Source organism: Escherichia sp. TC-EC600-tetX4, assembly GCF_019356055.1.
Classification (GTDB): domain Bacteria; phylum Pseudomonadota; class Gammaproteobacteria; order Enterobacterales; family Enterobacteriaceae.
The window spans coordinates 1,817,866-1,838,582 of sequence record NZ_CP079924.1; the positions used below are offsets into that span (position 1 = coordinate 1,817,866).

A 20,717-nucleotide genomic window follows, 5' to 3' on the forward strand; every position below is an offset into this window, starting at 1 on the left:
TCTCTTATTTGACAGTTGGTTAGCTTGTACATCAACACCAAAATAAAACTGGCAAGCATCTTGCAATCTGGTTGTAAGTAATGGCGGCACTTGGGCCGATTCTTAAAAACCGGAGGCAACATGAACTTCAGACGCCTGAAATACTTCGTAAAAATTGTAGATATTGGTAGCCTGACCCAGGCTGCTGAAGTATTGCATATCGCACAACCAGCGCTCAGCCAGCAGGTTGCCACACTGGAAGGTGAGTTAAATCAACAACTTTTGATCCGTACAAAGCGGGGCGTTACACCAACAGACGCCGGAAAAATTCTCTATACCCATGCGCGGGCCATTTTACGTCAGTGTGAACAGGCCCAACTGGCGGTGCATAACGTTGGTCAGGCATTATCGGGGCAAGTCTCGATTGGCTTTGCACCAGGAACCGCTGCGTCATCCATCACCATGCCCTTATTACAGGCGGTTCGCGCTGAATTTCCGGAGATCGTTATCTATCTTCATGAAAATAGTGGTGCAGTGCTTAACGAAAAATTGATAAATCACCAACTCGATATGGCGGTGATTTATGAGCATTCCCCTGTGGCTGGTGTATCCAGTCAGGCTTTGCTGAAAGAAGATCTTTTTCTGGTAGGAACTCAAGATTGCCCGGGGCAAAGCGTTGATGTGAATGCTATTGCGCAAATGAACCTCTTTCTCCCCAGTGATTACAGTGCTATTAGACTTCGTGTTGATGAGGCTTTTTCCCTACGGCGACTCACGGCAAAAGTTATTGGTGAAATTGAGTCTATTGCCACGCTTACCGCAGCGATTGCCAGCGGCATGGGCGTTGCAGTATTACCCGAATCGGCCGCGCGTTCGTTATGTGGCGCAGTAAATGGGTGGATGTCACGCATTACCACTCCTTCCATGAGTCTCTCTTTGTCATTAAATTTACCCGCCAGAGCGAACTTATCGCCACAGGCACAGGCAGTGAAAGAGTTGTTAATGTCAGTGATTAGTTCTCCAGTGATGGAAAAAAGGCAGTGGCAATTGGTGAGCTAAGTGTTATATCGGGATGGAATAAGATGCGGGTTTTTATTATTTGTTATGCCGGGCATTAGACTTTAACAATAACGGGAAATCTGAACTGCCCGGAGTTTACCGTGAATTTCCAACAACTAAAGATAATCCGCGAGGCTGCACGTCAGGATTACAACCTGACAGAGGTTGCGAATATGCTTTTTACCTCACAGTCAGGCGTCAGCCGTCATATTCGGGAACTGGAGGATGAACTTGGCATCGAAATATTTGTTCGACGAGGTAAGCGACTGCTGGGCATGACTGAACCGGGCAAAGCATTACTGGTCATTGCAGAACGTATTCTGAATGAAGCCAGTAATGTTCGTCGGCTTGCAGACCTGTTTACCAACGATACGTCTGGCGTTCTCACTATTGCAACGACGCATACTCAGGCACGTTATAGCTTGCCAGAGGTCATTAAAGCTTTTCGCGAACTTTTCCCGGAGGTTCGGCTCGAGCTAATCCAGGGGACGCCACAGGAAATTGCGACATTGTTGCAAAATGGCGAAGCTGATATTGGTATCGCCAGCGAGCGTTTGAGTAATGACCCGCAGCTCGTCGCCTTCCCGTGGTTTCGTTGGCACCATAGTTTGCTTGTTCCACACGATCATCCCTTGACGCAAATTTCACCATTGACGCTGGAATCAATAGCGAAGTGGCCGTTAATCACTTACCGACAGGGGATTACGGGGCGCTCACGTATTGATGACGCATTTGCCCGCAAAGGTTTGCTGGCAGATATTGTATTAAGTGCGCAGGATTCTGATGTCATTAAAACCTATGTTGCTCTTGGGCTTGGGATCGGATTAGTTGCCGAGCAATCCAGTGGCGAACAAGAGGAAGAGAATTTAATCCGCCTGGATACGCGGCATCTTTTTGATGCTAATACTGTCTGGTTGGGACTGAAGCGAGGACAACTTCAGCGTAACTATGTCTGGCGCTTTCTGGAACTTTGTAATGCAGGACTGTCAGTTGAGGATATCAAGCGGCAGGTGATGGAAAGCAGTGAAGAGGAAATTGATTATCAGATATAGCAAAAATCCCGCTATAAAAGCGGGCTTTTCAGGAATTTGGCTCCTCTGACTGGACTCGAACCAGTGACATACGGATTAACAGTCCGCCGTTCTACCGACTGAACTACAGAGGAATCGTTGTTGAGGAACATCTTAACGGCGAAAAATCTTTTGTCAAACCCGATTTTTAAATTCCCCAACTGTTTGCCGTTTCTATCAACAGTTTGTTGCATTTGCAGACAATTTGTTGGCGAAAATCTTTGCAGCTTTGCTGATTCTCCCTCATTATTTGAAATGTGGTTTCACTTTCTGCAATTAAGGTCGGCTTTGAATATCTCCTCTGCTTTACGCCAGGTTGTTCACGGCACTCGCTGGCACGCTAAACGCAAGAGCTACAAAGTGTTGTTCTGGCGCGAGATAACCCCGCTTGCTGTTCCTATCTTCATGGAGAATGCCTGTGTCCTGTTGATGGGGGTTCTGAGCACTTTTCTGGTCAGCTGGCTGGGAAAAGATGCGATGGCCGGCGTGGGATTGGCGGACAGCTTCAATATGGTCATTATGGCTTTTTTTGCTGCTATCGATCTTGGTACTACTGTCGTTGTGGCATTTAGTCTCGGTAAGCGGGATCGACGACGAGCGAGGGTGGCGACGCGGCAGTCATTGGTGATCATGACGTTGTTTGCCGTACTGTTGGCAACGCTTATTCATCATTTTGGCGAACAAATTATTGATTTCGTCGCGGGTGATGCCACGACAGAAGTTAAAGCACTGGCGTTGACTTATCTGGAGCTGACGGTACTCAGTTATCCAGCAGCTGCCATCACTCTTATTGGTAGCGGGGCACTTCGTGGTGCAGGGAATACGAAAATACCGCTATTGATTAACGGTAGCCTGAATATTCTTAATATTATTATTAGCGGCATATTGATTTACGGCCTTTTCTCCTGGCCGGGACTGGGATTTGTCGGGGCAGGGCTGGGTTTAACCATTTCTCGTTATATTGGCGCAGTTGCAATTTTGTGGGTGCTGGCGATTGGTTTTAATCCTGCGCTAAGGATTTCGTTAAAGAGCTATTTTAAACCGCTGAATTTTAGCATTATCTGGGAAGTCATGGGGATTGGTATTCCCGCGAGTGTCGAATCAGTGTTATTTACCAGTGGTCGGTTATTAACCCAAATGTTCGTTGCCGGGATGGGGACCAGTGTTATTGCCGGAAATTTTATCGCGTTTTCAATTGCGGCTCTTATCAACTTACCCGGAAGTGCGCTCGGCTCTGCTTCTACGATCATTACAGGCCGAAGGTTGGGGGTAGGGCAGATAGCGCAAGCAGAGATTCAGTTGCGGCATGTGTTCTGGCTTTCCACTCTTGGATTAACGGCCATCGCCTGGCTAACGGCTCCCTTTGCCGGGGTTATGGCATCGTTTTACACCCAGGATCCACAGGTTAAACATGTCGTTGTGATTCTGATTTGGCTAAATGCTTTATTTATGCCTATTTGGTCCGCCTCATGGGTGCTACCCGCTGGATTTAAAGGTGCTCGTGATGCCCGTTACGCCATGTGGGTTTCGATGTTGAGCATGTGGGGTTGTCGGGTTGTAGTCGGTTATGTGCTGGGAATCATGCTTGGCTGGGGTGTGGTTGGTGTCTGGATGGGAATGTTTGCCGACTGGGCTGTGCGGGCCGTGCTGTTTTACTGGCGAATGGTTACTGGACGTTGGCTATGGAAATACCCTCGACCCGAGCCGCAAAAGTGTGAAAAAAAGCCAGTTGTGTCGGAATAAACGACAAAATGCAGATTATTTCAGCAAACGATTTCAAATTTAAAAAACAGGCTTTGACATTGTGGGTGGGCATCGCTAATATTCGCCTCGTTCTCACGATTCCTCTGTAGTTCAGTCGGTAGAACGGCGGACTGTTAATCCGTATGTCACTGGTTCGAGTCCAGTCAGAGGAGCCAAATTTTAGTTTTGAGACATCTCTATGAGTCTCAAAACAGTTAAAAAATAAAAATTATTTTTACCCGGTTACCTTGTAAAAAAGTGACCGGGTTTTTTGATTTCTGTGTTTCGTGCGCTTAATCGAGTCTCACGCTTCAGTGAGCAAATTGTCCCTCCCCAACAGACATCACGATTCGCAAGGTCAAAAACTCTGTTCCATGAAGTACCGTACAAAGATAAAGAGAAAAATGCCTTATGCGGGATGTCGCTATCGCGTCTTTATCGGGAAACTATGCGTAATTGCCACTTTGCCTTCTGTAATCAGAAAAAGAAGAACTGGAATTTTAATAAATATTATTTCTCTGGGAACGGGGGGGTATAATCAATATGACGAGTTGAATATTATATTTTTTATAAGAATTATATGAGATTAAAGAAATCTGCCGTAAAGACAGATTTCTTTAAAAGATAATTAGAGATTTGCGACGTTATGATAAACTTTTTGTACATCGTCGTCATCTTCAAGGGCATCAACAAGCCCTTCAAAGATTTCTAAATCTTCTGGGGAAAGCTCAACTTCAGATTGAGCAATCATTTCTAATTCTGTTGTTGAGAACTCAGTGATTCCAGCTGCTTTTAGAGCCGCGATTCCTTTATGAAGGTCAGTAGGTTCAGTATAAATAACAATGTTACCTTCTTCTTCAGTCACATCACGAACATCAACTTCAGCTTCAAGTAAAATTTCAAAAATATGGTCAGGGTCTGTCCCTTTAAATACAATCACACCCGTATTGTCAAACATATAGCTGACAGAACCTGCCGCTCCGATATTGCCGCCTTTTTTATTGAAAATTGTGCGAACGTTAGCAATCGTACGGTTAACATTTGAAGTCAATGTCTCGGCGATAATCATTGAGCCATTAGGACCAAAGCCTTCATAACGTCCCTGCACGAACGTTTCATCTCCGCCGCCTTTGGCTTTATCAATTGCTTTATCAATAACGTGCTTTGGAACTTGTGCCTGCTTTGCACGTTCAATAACGAATTTTAAAGATGTGTTTAATTCTGGATCGGGTTCACCTTGTTTAGCAGCAGCATAGATTTCTACACCGAATTTTGCATAAATTTTAGACGTTGCACCGTCTTTAGCCGTTTTTTTAGCAACAATATTGGCCCATTTACGTCCCACTGGAATGATCTCCTCGAAAATTTATTTACATTACTGGTAAATCGTTAACATGTGTTAATTCAGCATATTATATCATAACAGGAAAAATCTCGTCTATTAGAAATAAAAATATTCTAAAGCCATAATCTTATATTTAATTTTATAAAAACTTATATTGTTGGCGGGATTTTTTATAATTGTGTTTTGAAAGCATACTTGCTTTTAATATGTGGAAATCATTAAGACGATAATAAAACTCGTATCCGCCCAAGGAAGCAAACAGCCCACGATTATTGCAGGCTATTTGCCAGGTGTCTTACTTACTCCTTCACATCTATTTCTGATAAGAAGGTTCAGAACTTATTATCGGAACGGCGGCTCATTAAAGGTTCGTAATTTACGCGAATGCAGTCGGTCGCCTTCTGCGCGCAGCAAATCGATCGCCCGAATGCCAATTTGCAGATGTTCGGAAATAGCGCCTTCATAAAAACGGTTAGCCTGGCCGGGAAGTTTAATCTCGCCATGCAACGGTTTATCTGAAACACACAGTAGTGTCCCGTATGGCACGCGGAAACGATATCCTTGCGCGGCAATGGTTGCACTTTCCATATCAATTGCTACGGCCCGGCTTAAGTTAAAACGAAGTGCAGAAGCTGAGTAACGTAATTCCCAGTTCCTGTCATCTGTGGTTACCACAGTACCAGTACGTAGCCGCTGTTTGACTTCCTCACCGGGCCTGCCGCTCACCAGCTTGGTGGCGTCATAAAGCGCACGTTGCACTTCAGCAATGCTCGGAATAGGAATATCGGGCGGCAGAACCGCATCAAGAACGTGGTCATCGCGTAAATAAGCGTGTGCAAGTACATAATCGCCAATGGCCTGACTTTCACGTAATCCGCCACAGTGACCAATCATCAACCAGACATCCGGGCGTAGCACTGCCAGATGATCGCAGATGGTTTTAGCATTTGACGGTCCCACGCCAATATTCACCAGAGTAATACCCTGACCATCGGCGGTAATTAAATGCCATGCTGGCATCTGATGTTTTTTCCATGCAAGGTCGGAAATGGCTTCTTCTGGCGCTTCGGTTTCGGCGGTGATCCAGTTCCCGCCAGCACAAGAAAGGGCAATGTAGGGACTATCAGGATCGAGGATCTGGCTGCATCCCCAACGAACGAATTCATCCACATAACGTGTGTAGTTGGTAAACAAGACGAACGGCTGAAAATGTTCAACTGGCGTACCGGTATAATGGCGCAACCGTGCGAGGGAAAAATCGACGCGGCGCGCATCAAAATGCGATAGCGGGGAGAATTCAGTTGGATGATAAATGCCGTCTGCAGTTTCATCGCCAATTTGCGCCAGTTCTGTTGTCGGGAAGTAGCGAGTTAACCCAGCGCTCATTGAGCGATCAAGTGTCAATTCAGAGCCATCGATGACATAAGGATAAGGGATTTCATGCTGCGAGGGTTGCACTGAGATATGCGCACCATAATCCTGATACAGCAACGTAAGTTGTTCATTAAGATACGAACGAAAGAGAGTAGGGCGAGTAATCGTGGTGGTGTAGCTGCCTGCGTGGGTAAAGCGACCAAATGCGCGCGTTTTGGGGGGATTGGTTGTGCTACCGTCCCAGGTTACGGTCAGTGATGGATAGACAAAAAGACCTTGTTTGCGGGCGTTTTCATCAGGTAATTCGCCACTTGTAATATAGTTGCCAATGGCGTTGCGTAATGCGACTACAGATTGCTCATACAGCGCGTCGAGTTTATCCAGTGCCTGAGCTGGGGTCAGACCGGAGCCCTTATTATTCATGTGTGTCTCCTGTTCCATACAATTACCGCACATCCGATAGTATGTCACAGAAATGTGAAACAAAAGTGTAAGGCGAAGATCGGATGATCTTCGCCAGGCTATCAAGCGCGTTGACTGTCTTTCATCAACAAAGCGGTCATTGCGGAAATCAGGCATCCAGCCAGCAAATAAATGGCGACGCTATGCCAGTTCCCGGCAAAGTAAGTGATGAGTGCAGCGGCAATAAAAGGTGTAAATCCACCGCCAACCACACTGGCAACCTGATAACCGACTCCAGCGCCACTATAGCGATAACTGGCACCAAACATTTCGGTAAACATCGGTTGTTGCACACACACCACCATGTCATGCGCAATGTTTGCCAGCATTATGGAGAAGAAAACTATCCAGAAAATAGATTGTGCTTCAAGCGCCATAAAGAAAGGAAATGCGCTCAACGTTCCGATTAACGTACCTGTGATATAAACCCTACGGCGACCAAAACGATCGGCAAGCCAGGCAAAACAGGGAATTGTCAGGCAGCTTAATCCACCTACCAGCAAACCAATATTAAGGAAAAGTTCGCGCGGTAGCCCCATATTCTGGGTTGAATAATTAAGTGCAAAGGCAGTAACGATGTACATCGTCAGCAATTCGCACAGTCGTAGCGCAATAATCTTCAGGAAAGCACCGGGATGTCGTAACAGCGCTTCGATAACCGGGATGCGTTTTTTCGCGGCAGCTTGATAATGTTGCTGTTGTTCAAATTCCGCGGACTCCTCCATGCCATTGCGCACCCACAATGCTCCCAGTACCAGTACGATGCTAAACAGGAAAGGAATGCGCCAGCCCCAGCTTAAAAACTGTTCGTCAGTCGTCATCATACTGATCAATGAAACCAGTCCGGTTGAAAGCAGTAAACCTACACCGTAGCCAACTTGTACACCGCTACTGTAAAAGGCTTTTTTATTTTTCGGTGCACTTTCAACGGAAAGCAACGCCGCGCCTCCCCATTCGCCGCCGACTGCAAATCCCTGAATGGCACGCAGTGTCACCAGCAAAATAGGTGCCCACCACCCAATGGTCGAGAATGAAGGAAGAATACCAATCAAGGCTGTCGCGATGCCCATCATCCAGACGGTCAGCATTAACATGCGCTTACGTCCCAGTCGGTCGCCAAAGTGACCGAAAATGACACCGCCGAGCGGACGGAAAAGAAATCCGACGCCAAAGGTAGCAAATGCGGCGAGCGTTCCCATCGCCGGGCTTACTTGCGGGAAAAACTCGCGATTAAACACCAGTGCGGCGGTGATGCCATAGAGTAAAAAATCATACCAGTCGACGACGGCACCAGCGAAGCTGCCTAACGCAGCTCGTCGGGCGCGACTTAACGAAAGCGTCCCTTCATCGGGACGAGTGGAGATGAGCGTGGAGTCCATAATGATCCTGTTTGTACTGTCTTTTTATAATTAGTATGGAAAAGGTAACTCACATTGCCGTCGATCTATAAACGAACCTTATGAGACTACCTCGACAGAGCGCATCTGCAAATGATTTTATGGCTGATTAGCGGCAACATGAAAAATTCGATGGAAGATGAAAGCGCAGGAGTTGCTGGTGTTGTTTAAGGATTAAGCAGAGGACCCACAGGTTAGAGATATGAAACATAAAAGTCCGCATATGCACAAAATGGCACCCTGATGAGTCTGATAGACTGCATTGCATTATAACCAGTAGGGAGGCGAGGTTAGGTATGTTTTTAGCATCATTGTTGAGACGTATTGCATTTAGTTACTACGATTATAAAGCTTATAATTTCAATATTGAAAAAACAGACTTTGTTGTCATCCATATTCCCGATCAGATTGGCGATGCTATGGCCATCTTTCCTGTTATTCGGGCGCTTGAATTGCATAAAATTAAGCATCTTTTAATTGTAACGTCGACAATTAATTTAGAAGTCTTTAATGCGCTTAAACTTGAACAGACTAAATTAACATTAGTCACAATGACTATGCAGGATCACGCAACATTAAAAGAAATAAAAGATTTAGCAAAGAACATAACACAGCAATACGGTACGCCGGATCTTTGCATTGAGGGGATGCGTAAAAAGAACCTGAAAACGATGTTATTTATCAGTCAGTTGAAAGCAAAAACGAATTTTCAGGTTGTTGGTATAACCATGAATTGCTTCTCCCCTTTGTGCAAGAACGCGTCCAGTATGGATCAGAAACTCCGGGCTCCCGTACCTATGACATGGGCATTTATGATGCGTGAGGCGGGTTTTCCAGCAGTCAGGCCAATATATGAATTGCCACTAAGTGAGGATGTACTCGATGAGGTGCGCGAGGAAATGCGATCGTTAGGATCTTACATTGCGTTCAATTTAGAAGGTAGCTCGCAGGAACGTACATTTTCATTATCGATTGCAGAAAATCTAATAGCAAAAATTTAAAGTGAAACAGATATACCAATAGTGATCGTTCATGGACCCAAAGGTGAAGATAAAGCCAGGGCATTAGTGGATTGTTATAATAATGTCTACCGTTTATCCTTACCACCCTCGATTAAACGTTCAGCAGCAATCATAAAAGATGCTTATATCGCAATAACTCCTGACACCTCAATATTACATATGGCAAGTGCCTATAATACCCCTGTTGTTGCAATTTATGCTGATTACAAAACGCGATGGCCCGCAATGGCCGATGTCTCGGAGTCAGTCGTCGTTGGGCAAAAAATTGACAATATAAGTCTGGATGAATTCGCAAAGGCATTAAAAAGTGTTTTGGCGAGAATATGAGACAGTACTTATGCATAGTAATGCCGATCTGTTATGAACGGTGGTGTCATCAATACTCTGAGGCTGGTCAATCATCACAGAAAACCAGCCTTTAGATCAAAGCAGTACTCACCGAAAATGATCATAGTCACATCGAACGCGATTCTGGCGGTGCCGCATTTTTATTTATTCATTTTCTGTGAGAGAAGGGCTAGTTCTGTAGAGGGAATGTAAAAAAGAGTGCCCCGAATGGAACACTCTTTAAGAAATTATAACGGAAAATCACAGGTTTTTATAACATGTCGCATAAGCAAACCCAAGCTTTTCAAATACGCTTTGATCACCTGTTGCCAGGGAAACTACGTATTGTTCGCTTGAGTTTGCGGGACTAGATGACCAATACATATTTGATTGAAAACCAGCGTCAGTCGTGTAATGCCCCATATCTCCCCATTCACTGTACAGTGACCCGATGCCTCGGGAACTACAGTGGTTTAAATAGTTTGCTCTGGGGAGCGTGTAGCCATTGCTGCTGCAAAAATTTTCAGCAAGGCTGTATATCATGAAAGCCTCGCCGGCGTTCACCCACCAACTCTTCACACGGATTTCGTATACATAGCTAGGGCCTCCTGATTTTGGCGTCGCCGTAATCCTTTCCGAATTGCTGCCGACATTTTTAAATGTCACTTTACCGGTAGCATCAACATCGACCCAGGAGGCAGAGCTTGAAAACTCATAATCAGCCGCCGTTTTTCCTGGGGCAAAGTTGTCATTATTCAACTGATAATACGCCCCGGTGAACCCCTGCGAAGGGAATGTAGTTGTCGGTAGGTCAGTACCATTGACTGATACTGTACCGCTCATTATTTTGTCTTCTGCGCGAGTGAATTGTATTGTGGTACTCAGACCAGCTTGATGAACACCATTCAATACAGGGATCAGCGTTGCGATACCCTCTCCGCCTCCTGTAACAGTGGCTTTGTAATCACCGTTGATATTTAGACTGTAATCAATTGCGCTAATTTTTATATAGGGCACGTTAGTACCTGATTGCACAAATTCCATCCCTTCAGAAACTTTGATCGGATTGCCTGATATATCGTGCAGAACAAGACGTAATTCAGCACTATCGGTATAGTCCCCTTTCAGTGATGACCGATTGCTCTTAAGGACGGACTGCGAGGTGTCTGCCGGGCCAGCCACCAGCGTTATATCTACTGTTTGCATTCCACCAGCGGTCGTGACTGCGCTTACCGTGACGCTACCTGTCATCGCTCCTTTCACGCTTGTTGTCGCGATTCCGTTTTGATCGGTCACCGCTGTTAATGACGTTAATGTGGCAGAGCCGCTTTTTAAGGCGAAGTACACAGTGAGACCTTCGATCAGGTTACCACTGCCATCCTCAACCGTTGCCTTTAAGGTACTTAAATCAGTGTTGGTGGCGGCGATAGTCGATGGATCAGCGATAAAGCTAGCAACATGGGCGGTGCTTGAGTTGCCAGTGACTTTCACGGTTGTCTGTGTCTGTATTGTTACGCCGTTATGGAAAGATGCAGTCACCGTATATGTACCGACTTTATTGCTGGTCAAAACGACTGGAGCCTGACCTGAAGAGTTAGTTCTCACTTTTCCGCCACTTAACGTCGCCCCTTCTGGCGTTACGCTAAAGTTGATGACCTGACCCTCCACTGGAGTGCCATTTGCAGAGGTTAGCGTTGCCGTCAGAGTAGCGCCTGTAGGGGCATAGACACCGATAAGCGGACTGGACGCCGTGAGTGTCAGTTTTTCATCAATAGCCTCCAGTTGTTTCTCAAGTGAGGCTCCATTCGGCAGGGATGCTTTCACCATATACGAACCGTTTCTTTCGGGCGTCATGGTGACCTCGGCTACACCCTGCGTATTAGTAGAGACCGTATTCTGGCTGATGATCATTTGCGAGGATGGCTCTGCACTGAATGTCACGGGTTGATGCGCAACCGGGTTGCCAAACTGGTCGTTAACGTGAGCTTTAACTGCTACGTCTTGTGCGACCATTACCTGACCTTCCGGTATCTCCAGACTGGTAATCGTCGCAGAATTAACATCTGCACTGGCATTCAGTAATCGCGAGATGACTTCAGTAGGTTTATCTGCCAGAGAGGCTGAAACTGTTTTCAGTCCGACCTCGGTGCTTGTCACAAGAATTTCAGCGAAACCCCGATCATCCGTTTCAACGCTGGTGCTGCTTAGCGTGACGGAGGTTCCGCGGAAATTAACTTTTATGCCTTCTACCGGGTTGCCGTTAGCGTCAGTGACGCTTGCCGTCATGGTTGCGCCCTCGGTCGTGCTGACGACGAATGAGTATACAGAGGTTAAGGAGGCTAGTTTTGCGGTACCAGCATCGGCAATCAAAGTCACCTGTTTCGTATCACTGACACCATAATTGTTCACGCTAACTGTCACGGGGTAGGTGCCGGATTTTGTACCGCTCAGTGTAACTTCAGCCTTGCCGTTGATATCAGTAATGGCGGAACCGCCTTGTCCGAGAGTAAAGCTTGCGCTCACATCTGCCGGTAGCGTGAATGTCACCGCCTCATTGGCTAACGGGTTGCCGTTTCCATCAGTCACTGTTGCCTGCAGCCTGGTCATCCCGACGTTATTAGCGATAAAATTGTCCTCGGTAACGTTAAGATTAACCTGCGCAGTGAGCGTATCCGCAATAAAGTTCACCACCAACTGCTCACTCTTACCGCCAGTCATCGATGCTGTAACAGTATGAGCGCCTGCTTTTGTACCTTTCAGCGTGACTTTCGCTTTGCCTTCAGCATCAGTAATCACTTTACCGCCATCGCTCAGCGTGAAGTTCGCCTTCACATCTTCCGGCAGAGTAAATGTTACCTCAGTGTTGGCTATCGCATTGCCCTCTGTATCAGCGACTGTTGCTGTTAGTGTCGTGAGATCGTTATTGTCGGCAATCACCGGATCCTTCGAGGCTGCCAGCGTGATTTCAGCATTCGCGACGTTCGGCACATAGGTCACTGTTTGTTGCATCGAATCGCCATTTTCGAGGGTTGCCGTCAATTGATAAACCCCGGCTTTTGTAGCGGTAAAGCTTGCGTAAAAATTGCCGTCGTGGTTGGTAGTATATATAGCGTTATTACTGGGGGTCACGCCTTCACTTGGTGAAACGCTGAGGGTTACCTCCTGCTGGGGGACACCGTTGCCGTAATTATCCTTCACCTCAATATACAGACTGGTTGTCTCGCCTGCGGAGACTGTATCAAAAAGTGCCTGTAGCAAGGTGAGATGTGCCGTAGACGCATCAGCGTTGACATTAATTGATGTGCTAAGCGTGGAGCTACCATTTTCCAGACTGGCCTCAACGGTATCCGGTCTCGCTCCTGATTCTATCGAGGAGCGGGTATTGGTATAAGTGACGGTAGCCTTACCCTGTTCGTTCGTCACGGCTTGACCGCCGTTCGTCATTTCGGCTGTCGCTGCGTTGCTGGTGAAGTTCACAGTCACACCTTTCACCGGAAAGCCATTATTATCAACGACTGTGGCGGTGATGACGCTGCCGGAGCTGTTCTGCGGGGTACCGGCGATTATGCTGTCTGGGACAGGCGCCAACTCGATAATTTTTGCCGCCGCTGTGTCGCCAATAAAATGCACAGTTTTGTTGTCGCTGGCACCATTATTAGCCAGTGATGCAGTAACCGTCTTCTCACCAAAGGCAACGCCTGCGAGAGTGGCCTGCGCGATGCCAGACTCGTTGGTATTACTTACTCCCGGGGTCAGGGTGAGTCCTGAAGAGGCTGAGCTGAATGTTACCGGAAGATTATTCACCTCATTGTCGAACTGATCTTTAACCGTTGCAGTTAGCGTTGCGCTATCGACGCCATTACCTGTGATCTCATCTTTTGATATCTGCAGGACAACCTGAGCCGAGGCTTTGTCCGCCACAAATGTTACCGGCTGCGAATCACTGGTATTGTTATTACCCAGCGTTGCGGTAACCGTATGCGTGCCCGCTTTTTTACCTTTCAGCGTGACATGCGCTTCCCCATTGGCCTGAGTGATGGCAATACCGTTATTTTCAAGGGTAAAGTTTGCCGCAACGTCCTGTGGCATGGTGAAGTTTACCGTTATCCCCGCCACCGGATGATTCGACGGATCTTTCACTGTTGCTGTCAGAGTTGTCTCATCCACGCCATTCCCAATGATTTCCGCTTTCGATGTTTGCAAAACGACAACCGCTCTGTCTTTATCCGCCACAAACGTCATTGGCTGTGCATCGCTGACATTGCTGTTAGCCAGACGAGCCATGATCATATGCGTGCCCGCTAACGTGCCGGTCAGGGAGGCGATTGCAACCCCGTTACTATCCGTCATGCCTTTTCCTCCGTTGCTAATCGAGAACTTACTTGCGACGTCGTTTGGCACAGAGAAGGTGATTTCTTTATCTTTTAGTGGGTTGCCATTTTTATCCTGCAAGGTTGCAGTCATATATTGCGGAGCTGTGTTGGTGACGGTGATATCACCTGAAGGCACACTGAGGGTCAGGGCAGCAGTACTTTGATCACCGATAAAATTCACCTGTTGATTAGCCTGGGAACCAGAGCTCACAGAGGCCGTAACCCTATAATCACCATTTTTCAAACTGGTCAGCGTAGCTGTGGCGATCCCGTCGTGGCTATTCACTTCGGTTTGGCTCAGTTTCGCCTCTGCTGAATTAACATTGAAAGTGACCATGACGTCATTGAGCAGGTTGCCTTTTGCATCCCGGACGGTCGCGGTCATTGTGACGCTGTCATTGCCGTCAGCAACCACTTCATTTTTCGACTTCTGCAGATCAACCTGCGCAGTACTCGAGTCGCCGACAAAACTGACGATTAACGTTTGTTTCACGCCATTTTCAAGGGTGACTTCAACCGTGTTGTCTTCCTGCTTACTACTTTTCAGATCAAAAGTCGCCAGACCATTAACATCCGTTTTTGCGGTGTTTTGATTGTTGAAGGAAGTTGCCGATCCGCTTAATACCGCAAACGTGACGGTATGATCATTGATTGGGTTGCTTCCTTCATCAGCGACATTGACCGAGACGGTGTTTGCTGCATTCTCATTGGCGAGCACACCATTATTGCTGGCAGATAATGTCGCAATTTTCGCTGACTGCGGGTTGGCGTCGATGATAAATCCAGCGGTATGCAAATCTTCATTCCAGTTTTGCATTAATAGCTTCGCAGTAAGTCCACTGCCTTTGGTATAGGCGGTATAGGTCGCCTTATAGACGCCATCTGCGGTTTCTTTCCAGTCTGTAGTGACTCCTGGTTTCACGTTGTCGATGCTGACTGCGTTATTCAGTTGCTGTTTTTGTTCCTTAACAGGTTTGTCATTTTCATCTCTCAGTTCTACCGTCACCTCGATAGGATTGCCGGAGAGATAACGGTCCTTATCAATCTTAATTGACGAGTGAGTTCGGGATGACGAAACAGAAATGATATTCACCACGGCGGGGGCTTTAGCCGCATCCACACCATTCAGCTGTGGCATCAGCGTCAGCGTGCCAGACATCGCTCCTGTGGTCAGGATCTGGGTATAGCTTCCGTCACCATTATCTTTCCAGTCAGAAAGGGTGATGTCCTGAACACCTTCGTGACGCGTCGAGAGCACCAGCCCGACAACAGGATTACCTGCTGCATCATGCGCAATAAAAGTCAGTGTGGCGGTTGAATGGGAATCCGCGTTCAATGTTTGGGTACTTAACGATACCGAGGAATCTTTCTGGCTTAGCGTAGGTGCCTGAACGACCACCATGCTCTGTTCACGATTCGACAAATTGCCTTTGACATCTTCGGCGGTGACTTCAATCGGCCAGGTGTTATCGGTTTCTGGCGTACTGGTGAACCGGTAAGCCGGCAGGGTAACCAGAATATCTTTACCCGTTGTGACCACTTTGCCACCGGCAGCTTCCAGTGCGGTGGCTTCGACGTTATAGCCTTTCAGGGCATATTTGGTTTGTAGCGACGAAACCAGTGATTTCACTTCTCCTGACTTCCCTGTCACGGGGTCTGTCAGGGTCAGGCGAACCAGTTCTTTTTTGCGATATTCCAGAACGATATTGTTGTTGCGATCCACCAGATCATAACGGCTGCCTGCAAGGCTACGCCGTGCAGCGACTTCATTCGGGTCAAGCTGTTTCTGCATTGCGCTGCCAGGTTGCCAGGTAAAATCGACGGCAAAACGGGTGTCATTTTCGCCCTGTTTACCCTGGCGTTGCTCCGCGCTGAAGGTCATCAGCGGGAAGGGGGTATAGTTAAGTCCAGCGGTTATGGCATGAGGATTACTTTGCCGATCGTCTTTATCGAACAGGGCCACTTCATCGCCATAATACTGTTCATAGACCAGTTTACCGCCAAGGTGCGGCCAGGCGGGTAGCCAGCTTTCTGCGCGTACATCCCAGCCATTGGCCGGGCGTGCTTCATAATCGTTGTCCAGTTCAGGTGCGCTGCGCCAGTTGGTCAGTCGCAAATAGCCGTTACTGCTTAATTTTAGATAGTCGCGCCAGTACTCCGCGCCAATGCCGGCGCGGGAGTGGTAACGGCTAAGATCGTGGTCGAAAAAGAAGTTGATGCCCGACATCCATGTGGGAGTGAAATGACGCCAACCTAAGCCGTTGTTAATCTGCGTACGCTCGTCAGTACGATGGAGAGTATGCTGACTGAAAAAGAGATTATCAGGCGTTTCATACCACGGATGGAGAAAATCGAACTGGGAGTTCTTCAGGCTAAAATCTTCATCCACGCCCAGCGTGATTCTTGCGGTACCGAAGCGGCTTAACCAGTCTGTCATTGCGCCTGAAGCCTGAGAAGAGGCCCATCCACGCGCCATATTTGCCGCTTGCTCGCTGTTCATATCTTCGGCGAGCAGAGACCCGATTTGCTGTGAAGTACTGGCTATCTGTTGCTCGAGGTTGTCACTGCTATTACCCGGCGGCGGGGTTAATTTTTTTTCACTAACTTGTGCCGGGACATCCAGTTCATCACCCTGGCGGACATTATCAAAACCTCGAGCAAACGTACGAAACTGGTTGAGTTTGCGTAACTCAGCCACCGAAATACCGAAACGTTCGGCAACGCTTTGGGCCGATTCCAACGCTCCAAGGGTGTAGGGCACCGTATTGGCATTTGCAATGGCAATTTGTGCAGGAACTGGTTGTTGGGTTGCGGCGTTTACCACACCTTGTGCTGCCGCAGCCATAGGGAACGCAAGTTGAGTTATCAGACAGATACCCGCAGTTAAGCGGCGTAGTTTAATTCCCATCCCGCATAATATTTGTCGGTCATTTATTTCTTCTCCACTTCTCTTCTTCGTAGCCATGCTTACCTTCCCTGAACGAGCTAACATAAATGCGCCCTTTCTAGCACAGCGAAAAAATGTAAATACTGATAGCAATATGATTGAAAATTAATAACTTTTCGTTAGGCAGTTTTGGGTGTGAGTTGCAAGAGGGGAGACTACTGAATAACTCAAGTTTTATAATCGAGGGGAAAATGGTGATGGCGTTCATAGCAAAACGCCCTCAACCATAAAGGTCGAGGGCGCTTAAGATGTTAAAAACCCGCTATCCGTTAAAAAACAATGTTCAACTAAGGTCAGTGACATTGCGCTAAAAGAGCGAATTTTTAGAATTTGGCTCCTCTGACTGGACTCGAACCAGTGACATACGGATTAACAGTCCGCCGTTCTACCGACTGAACTACAGAGGAATCGTGTGAACGGGGCGAATATTACTTAGCGGTACCTTGTCTGTCAACACTAAATTTCATAAGTCATTTCAATTGGTTAATTAATCTGCAAAGTTGTTAATTAATGAACATTCGTCGCCGAAAACGAGTCTGTATCATTAGCGTGATGCAGTCTCTGCAAAGGATCTTGTTGATAAAATTGGCAGAAACGTTGCCACAATGAAGGGAAACGAGGAGCAAAAAGTTCTGGGGCGCTAAAGAAATATTCAGAAAGTACGGCAAAACATTCAGCAGGATCGCTGGCTGCATAAGCATCAATGCTCGCCGCATTCTCGCCAACCAATTCGATTTCTTCCTGAATGTTGTTCATTGCAGCATGAAGATCGTGTTCCCAGCCAGCAACCTCACGCAACGGAATAAAGGGAACTCCGCTGGCGCGATCGCCGTTACGGGTGTCCAGCTTATGAGCGACTTCATGAATAATCAGGTTAAAACCAGAAGCATCAAAAGAATCTTGTATATCCAACCAGTTCAAAACGATAGGCCCTTGCTGCCAGCTCTGACCTGACTGAACAATACGTTGGTTATGCACCAGACCGATATCGTCTTCCCATTCATCATCGACCACAAATGGCGCAGGATAAATTAAGACTTCATGAAAACCATCCAGCCATTCCAGTCCTAACTCCAGAACGGGTAGGCAAAATAGAAGTGCTATCCGGCAGCTTCTTAATGAATCCAGTTCAAAGCCCTGTAAAGGAACAAGCCGCTTTTGCTGTAAAAAACGTTCGGCAAGAGTGACTAATTTGCTTTGTTCCTGTTCCGTCAGACACGTTAAAAGGGGGATCGATAGTGCTTCCTGCCAGGGAAGGGCAGTTTGATGTGCTGATTCTTGTACTTTCCAGGGCCACTTAATCATCGTTTTGCTCGCAAACTCGTCACTTGAACAAAATTGCACGGACAGGGACTGTTAAAATGCCAAATTTCCTGGCATCATGGCAACCATCTGAACGGAGAGATGCCGGAGCGGCTGAACGGACCGGTCTCGAAAACCGGAGTAGGGGCAACTCTACCGGGGGTTCAAATCCCCCTCTCTCCGCCACTTTATCAATGACTTATCTCCCGACTTCCCGCCTTGCTTTTCCTAAACAGAACAATCGTAGAATATTCTTGAAGGGTTAGATCGTCACTGTTTTCTGTTCGATACTGTGACATTCAGCACTTGATTCGCTATGGATCTGACAGGAAGCTTTCGAGCGAAAATGTGCAGTTATTCAGTCGTTTTCTTATCGCTCACCATTATTCTTTTAGACATTCATCCTATGAAACTGCCGCAAAGTTGGTGGTGGGAACTGAAGTTGCGTAGAGAAGGGTTCAATAATTGAGTCAAAAAAGGAACGCGGCCGTCAGATTAAAGCCGCGGGACAAAGTCCATAATTTCCAAGAGTTGTTGAATTTCGCAGCTTTTTTGAAAGCCTTTGTATCATACTAACAAGTAAAAAAGGTTTAAATACCAAAATTAACCTGTATTTTTGATAAGTCTTACCATTGTACGATTTACACAGTTTCTGCTCCTCCTTGTTGATAGTGGAAAGGGTGCATTGTGCACTTGCGTAAACATTTATGACGCGTTGATGTCCATGGTTCACATTTCCTTGTAAGGGGATCGACTTATTTGCGGCGAGGCATCATTCGTAACAGAGTATTATCTTTCTGAATGTAGTGATGAAAGAGTGCTGCGCCAGCGTGAGCTGCGATTAAAAAGTAGCCTATATTTGCCCAGGTTTCGTGAATATTTTTTATCAGTGCTTTAATTTCGCTGTTTGGGGTAACAAAGGGAGACACATTGAAACCAAGGAAACTCCACGATTTTCCACTGTAAGCCATCAAAGCAATCCCCAGCAGAGGAAGTGCAAGGAAGGTTATATAAAGCATGATGTGCATTAGCGAAGCCGCTTTCATTTGCCAGGCAGGTGGCGGTGGCACAATAGAAGGATCACTATAACGGTGTTTTATAATCAGGCGTGAAAACATTAACACCCAAACGAATATACCCGCATTGTAATGTGTTTCTCGCATCAGCAGATAAGTACTACTACCTTTAGGAAACCAGCCACGGAGTTCCATCGCGGCATAGGTTATTGCAACGAAAAGCAGCGTTATCCAATGTAAATAAATTTGAGTTTTTGAGAATCGGTTCATTTTTGTAGCTCCTGTGATTTTCACAGTCAAGCTATCCCACGAACCTTAAAAATTCCTTATACAGATGTGGTTTTAATAATTTGTTATTTAAAAAATTGATAGTGCATATTGTAACCAGCCAATATAAGCAATGGCGTGAGCACAGGTATCTTTCTCTGTTGGCCGTATTGTGTATGGAATCCGTTATTGGTTAACTTAATGCGGGTTAGCTTATTAATATACAGACACGTCATAGTGATGAGCGTGTCTGTAGCTAGCTTGCGTTCAGTGGCGTTTGTGGATGGACCAGTGGCAGTTATGATAACTTACTAAAGCGGCATCGAGGCGTTATCATGAGAATACTCAATGAGACATCATTTCCTCGACCACTTCTTCGCTACTCAACTGATATGGATAATACGTTGGCCAGTTTTCCATTTCATTTAATAAAGATTGCTGTGAATCATTACCCATAAAAATGTGAAAATGAGATGATTTTCGTGGTGCAATTATATGATCGCTAAATTGTATATATTTAGGGGCTTTGCTTTCAGGATCTTTACATTCGAATAAGTAACGAACGCCTTTCTTGCCTGATTTATAGGTGAGTATTTTGTATCCATCGTAATCATATTTACACGATGTTGTTTCATTATTTCTATGGAATTCAACAATGCCGTCCTCAATGCCAATCATCTCGATATCTGTTGCATAACCTTTGTGATAATAATCTTTAATTTCAGCAAATGTTTTAGTTTTATCTGCATCCGCTTTCTTCTGAAAGACGGGGTCAAGTTTGCCACTTTGCAGTAAAGGATAAACGGATTGCCAGACTCCATCCCAGTCACTGAGCGTTCGGTTTTGTACATTGGCATCATCAAAAACACCATTAGCAGCTTTTTGTTCGACCTCTGTTAAGGGTTTGCCGTGTGAGTGATGACCATGCGAAAAGGCAGGAGCGCTAACAATAAAGACACCTAAAGCAACAGCCAGTTTGTAAAGACGAATCGCCAAAACAGTTTCCTCCAGAGTTAATGTATATGATGTGTAAT

10 protein-coding genes, 4 tRNA genes and 1 pseudogene are annotated in these 20,717 nt (G+C 46.4%); 6 read left to right on the top strand and 9 right to left on the bottom strand.

The genetic code is table 11. The annotated features are described in order from the left end of the window. Window positions 1–120: 120 nt before the first annotated feature. Both nac and cbl read left to right on the top strand, forming a co-directional pair. On the top strand, window positions 121–1,038 hold the full coding sequence (nac, locus tag KXD89_RS08645) for a nitrogen assimilation transcriptional regulator NAC (RefSeq protein WP_001011462.1): 918 nt from the start codon (window positions 121–123) through the stop codon (window positions 1,036–1,038). Window positions 1,039–1,139: 101 nt separating this feature from the next. After that, the gene (gene cbl / locus KXD89_RS08650) at window positions 1,140–2,090 is read left to right on the top strand and encodes an HTH-type transcriptional regulator Cbl (protein WP_001011008.1); all 951 of its coding nucleotides are present in this window, start codon (window positions 1,140–1,142) and stop codon (window positions 2,088–2,090) included. A 37-nt stretch (window positions 2,091–2,127) separates the two neighbouring features. Here the strand turns inward: cbl and KXD89_RS08655 are convergent. Beyond that, a tRNA-Asn gene (locus KXD89_RS08655) sits at window positions 2,128–2,203 on the bottom strand. A 160-nt stretch (window positions 2,204–2,363) separates the two neighbouring features. Here KXD89_RS08655 and yeeO point away from each other — a divergent pair. Together yeeO and KXD89_RS08665 are read left to right on the top strand one after the other, a co-directional pair. After that, window positions 2,364–3,851 (top strand): toxic metabolite efflux MATE transporter YeeO, encoded by a 1,488-nt coding sequence (gene yeeO, locus KXD89_RS08660; protein ID WP_001323172.1) that lies wholly within the window; start codon window positions 2,364–2,366, stop codon window positions 3,849–3,851. Between the two features lie 100 nt (window positions 3,852–3,951). Continuing rightward, window positions 3,952–4,027 (top strand) — tRNA-Asn (locus tag KXD89_RS08665). Window positions 4,028–4,479: 452 nt separating this feature from the next. Here the strand turns inward: KXD89_RS08665 and KXD89_RS08670 are convergent. The 3 genes from KXD89_RS08670 to shiA all read right to left on the bottom strand — a co-directional run bounded on the left by KXD89_RS08670 (window position 4,480) and on the right by shiA (window position 8,411). Continuing rightward, window positions 4,480–5,196 carry a YebC/PmpR family DNA-binding transcriptional regulator gene (locus KXD89_RS08670; RefSeq protein ID WP_000532923.1) on the bottom strand — a complete coding sequence of 239 codons (717 nt, stop codon included), beginning with the start codon at window positions 5,194–5,196 and terminating at the stop codon, window positions 4,480–4,482. 342 nt (window positions 5,197–5,538) lie between these two features. Further along, window positions 5,539–6,993 carry an AMP nucleosidase gene (gene amn / locus KXD89_RS08675; RefSeq protein WP_001060244.1) on the bottom strand — a complete coding sequence of 485 codons (1,455 nt, stop codon included), beginning with the start codon at window positions 6,991–6,993 and terminating at the stop codon, window positions 5,539–5,541. 101 nt (window positions 6,994–7,094) lie between these two features. Continuing rightward, window positions 7,095–8,411 carry a shikimate transporter gene (gene shiA, locus KXD89_RS08680; protein WP_000378575.1) on the bottom strand — a complete coding sequence of 439 codons (1,317 nt, stop codon included), beginning with the start codon at window positions 8,409–8,411 and terminating at the stop codon, window positions 7,095–7,097. A 314-nt stretch (window positions 8,412–8,725) separates the two neighbouring features. On the opposite strand from shiA, the pseudogene KXD89_RS08685 reads away from it, so the two are divergent. Continuing rightward, a pseudogene (locus KXD89_RS08685) lies at window positions 8,726–9,778 on the top strand (glycosyltransferase family 9 protein). 261 nt (window positions 9,779–10,039) lie between these two features. On the opposite strand, the gene yeeJ reads toward KXD89_RS08685, so the two are convergent. The 3 genes from yeeJ to mtfA form a co-directional block, all read right to left on the bottom strand. After that, window positions 10,040–17,116 carry an inverse autotransporter adhesin YeeJ gene (gene yeeJ, locus KXD89_RS08690; protein WP_010723107.1) on the bottom strand — a complete coding sequence of 2,359 codons (7,077 nt, stop codon included), beginning with the start codon at window positions 17,114–17,116 and terminating at the stop codon, window positions 10,040–10,042. A 313-nt stretch (window positions 17,117–17,429) separates the two neighbouring features. Continuing rightward, a tRNA-Asn gene (locus tag KXD89_RS08695) sits at window positions 17,430–17,505 on the bottom strand. 100 nt (window positions 17,506–17,605) lie between these two features. Then, window positions 17,606–18,403 carry a DgsA anti-repressor MtfA gene (mtfA, locus tag KXD89_RS08700; protein WP_001302302.1) on the bottom strand — a complete coding sequence of 266 codons (798 nt, stop codon included), beginning with the start codon at window positions 18,401–18,403 and terminating at the stop codon, window positions 17,606–17,608. A 93-nt stretch (window positions 18,404–18,496) separates the two neighbouring features. Here mtfA and KXD89_RS08705 point away from each other — a divergent pair. Further along, window positions 18,497–18,586, top strand: a tRNA-Ser gene (locus KXD89_RS08705). A gap of 569 nt (window positions 18,587–19,155) precedes the next feature. Here KXD89_RS08705 and KXD89_RS08710 read toward each other — a convergent pair. Together KXD89_RS08710 and zinT are read right to left on the bottom strand one after the other, a co-directional pair. Continuing rightward, the gene (locus KXD89_RS08710) at window positions 19,156–19,686 is read right to left on the bottom strand and encodes a cytochrome b (protein ID WP_001079074.1); all 531 of its coding nucleotides are present in this window, start codon (window positions 19,684–19,686) and stop codon (window positions 19,156–19,158) included. A 342-nt stretch (window positions 19,687–20,028) separates the two neighbouring features. Beyond that, window positions 20,029–20,679, bottom strand: a complete 651-nt coding sequence (gene zinT, locus KXD89_RS08715) for a metal-binding protein ZinT (RefSeq protein ID WP_001007805.1) — start codon at window positions 20,677–20,679, stop codon at window positions 20,029–20,031. Window positions 20,680–20,717 lie beyond the last annotated feature (38 nt).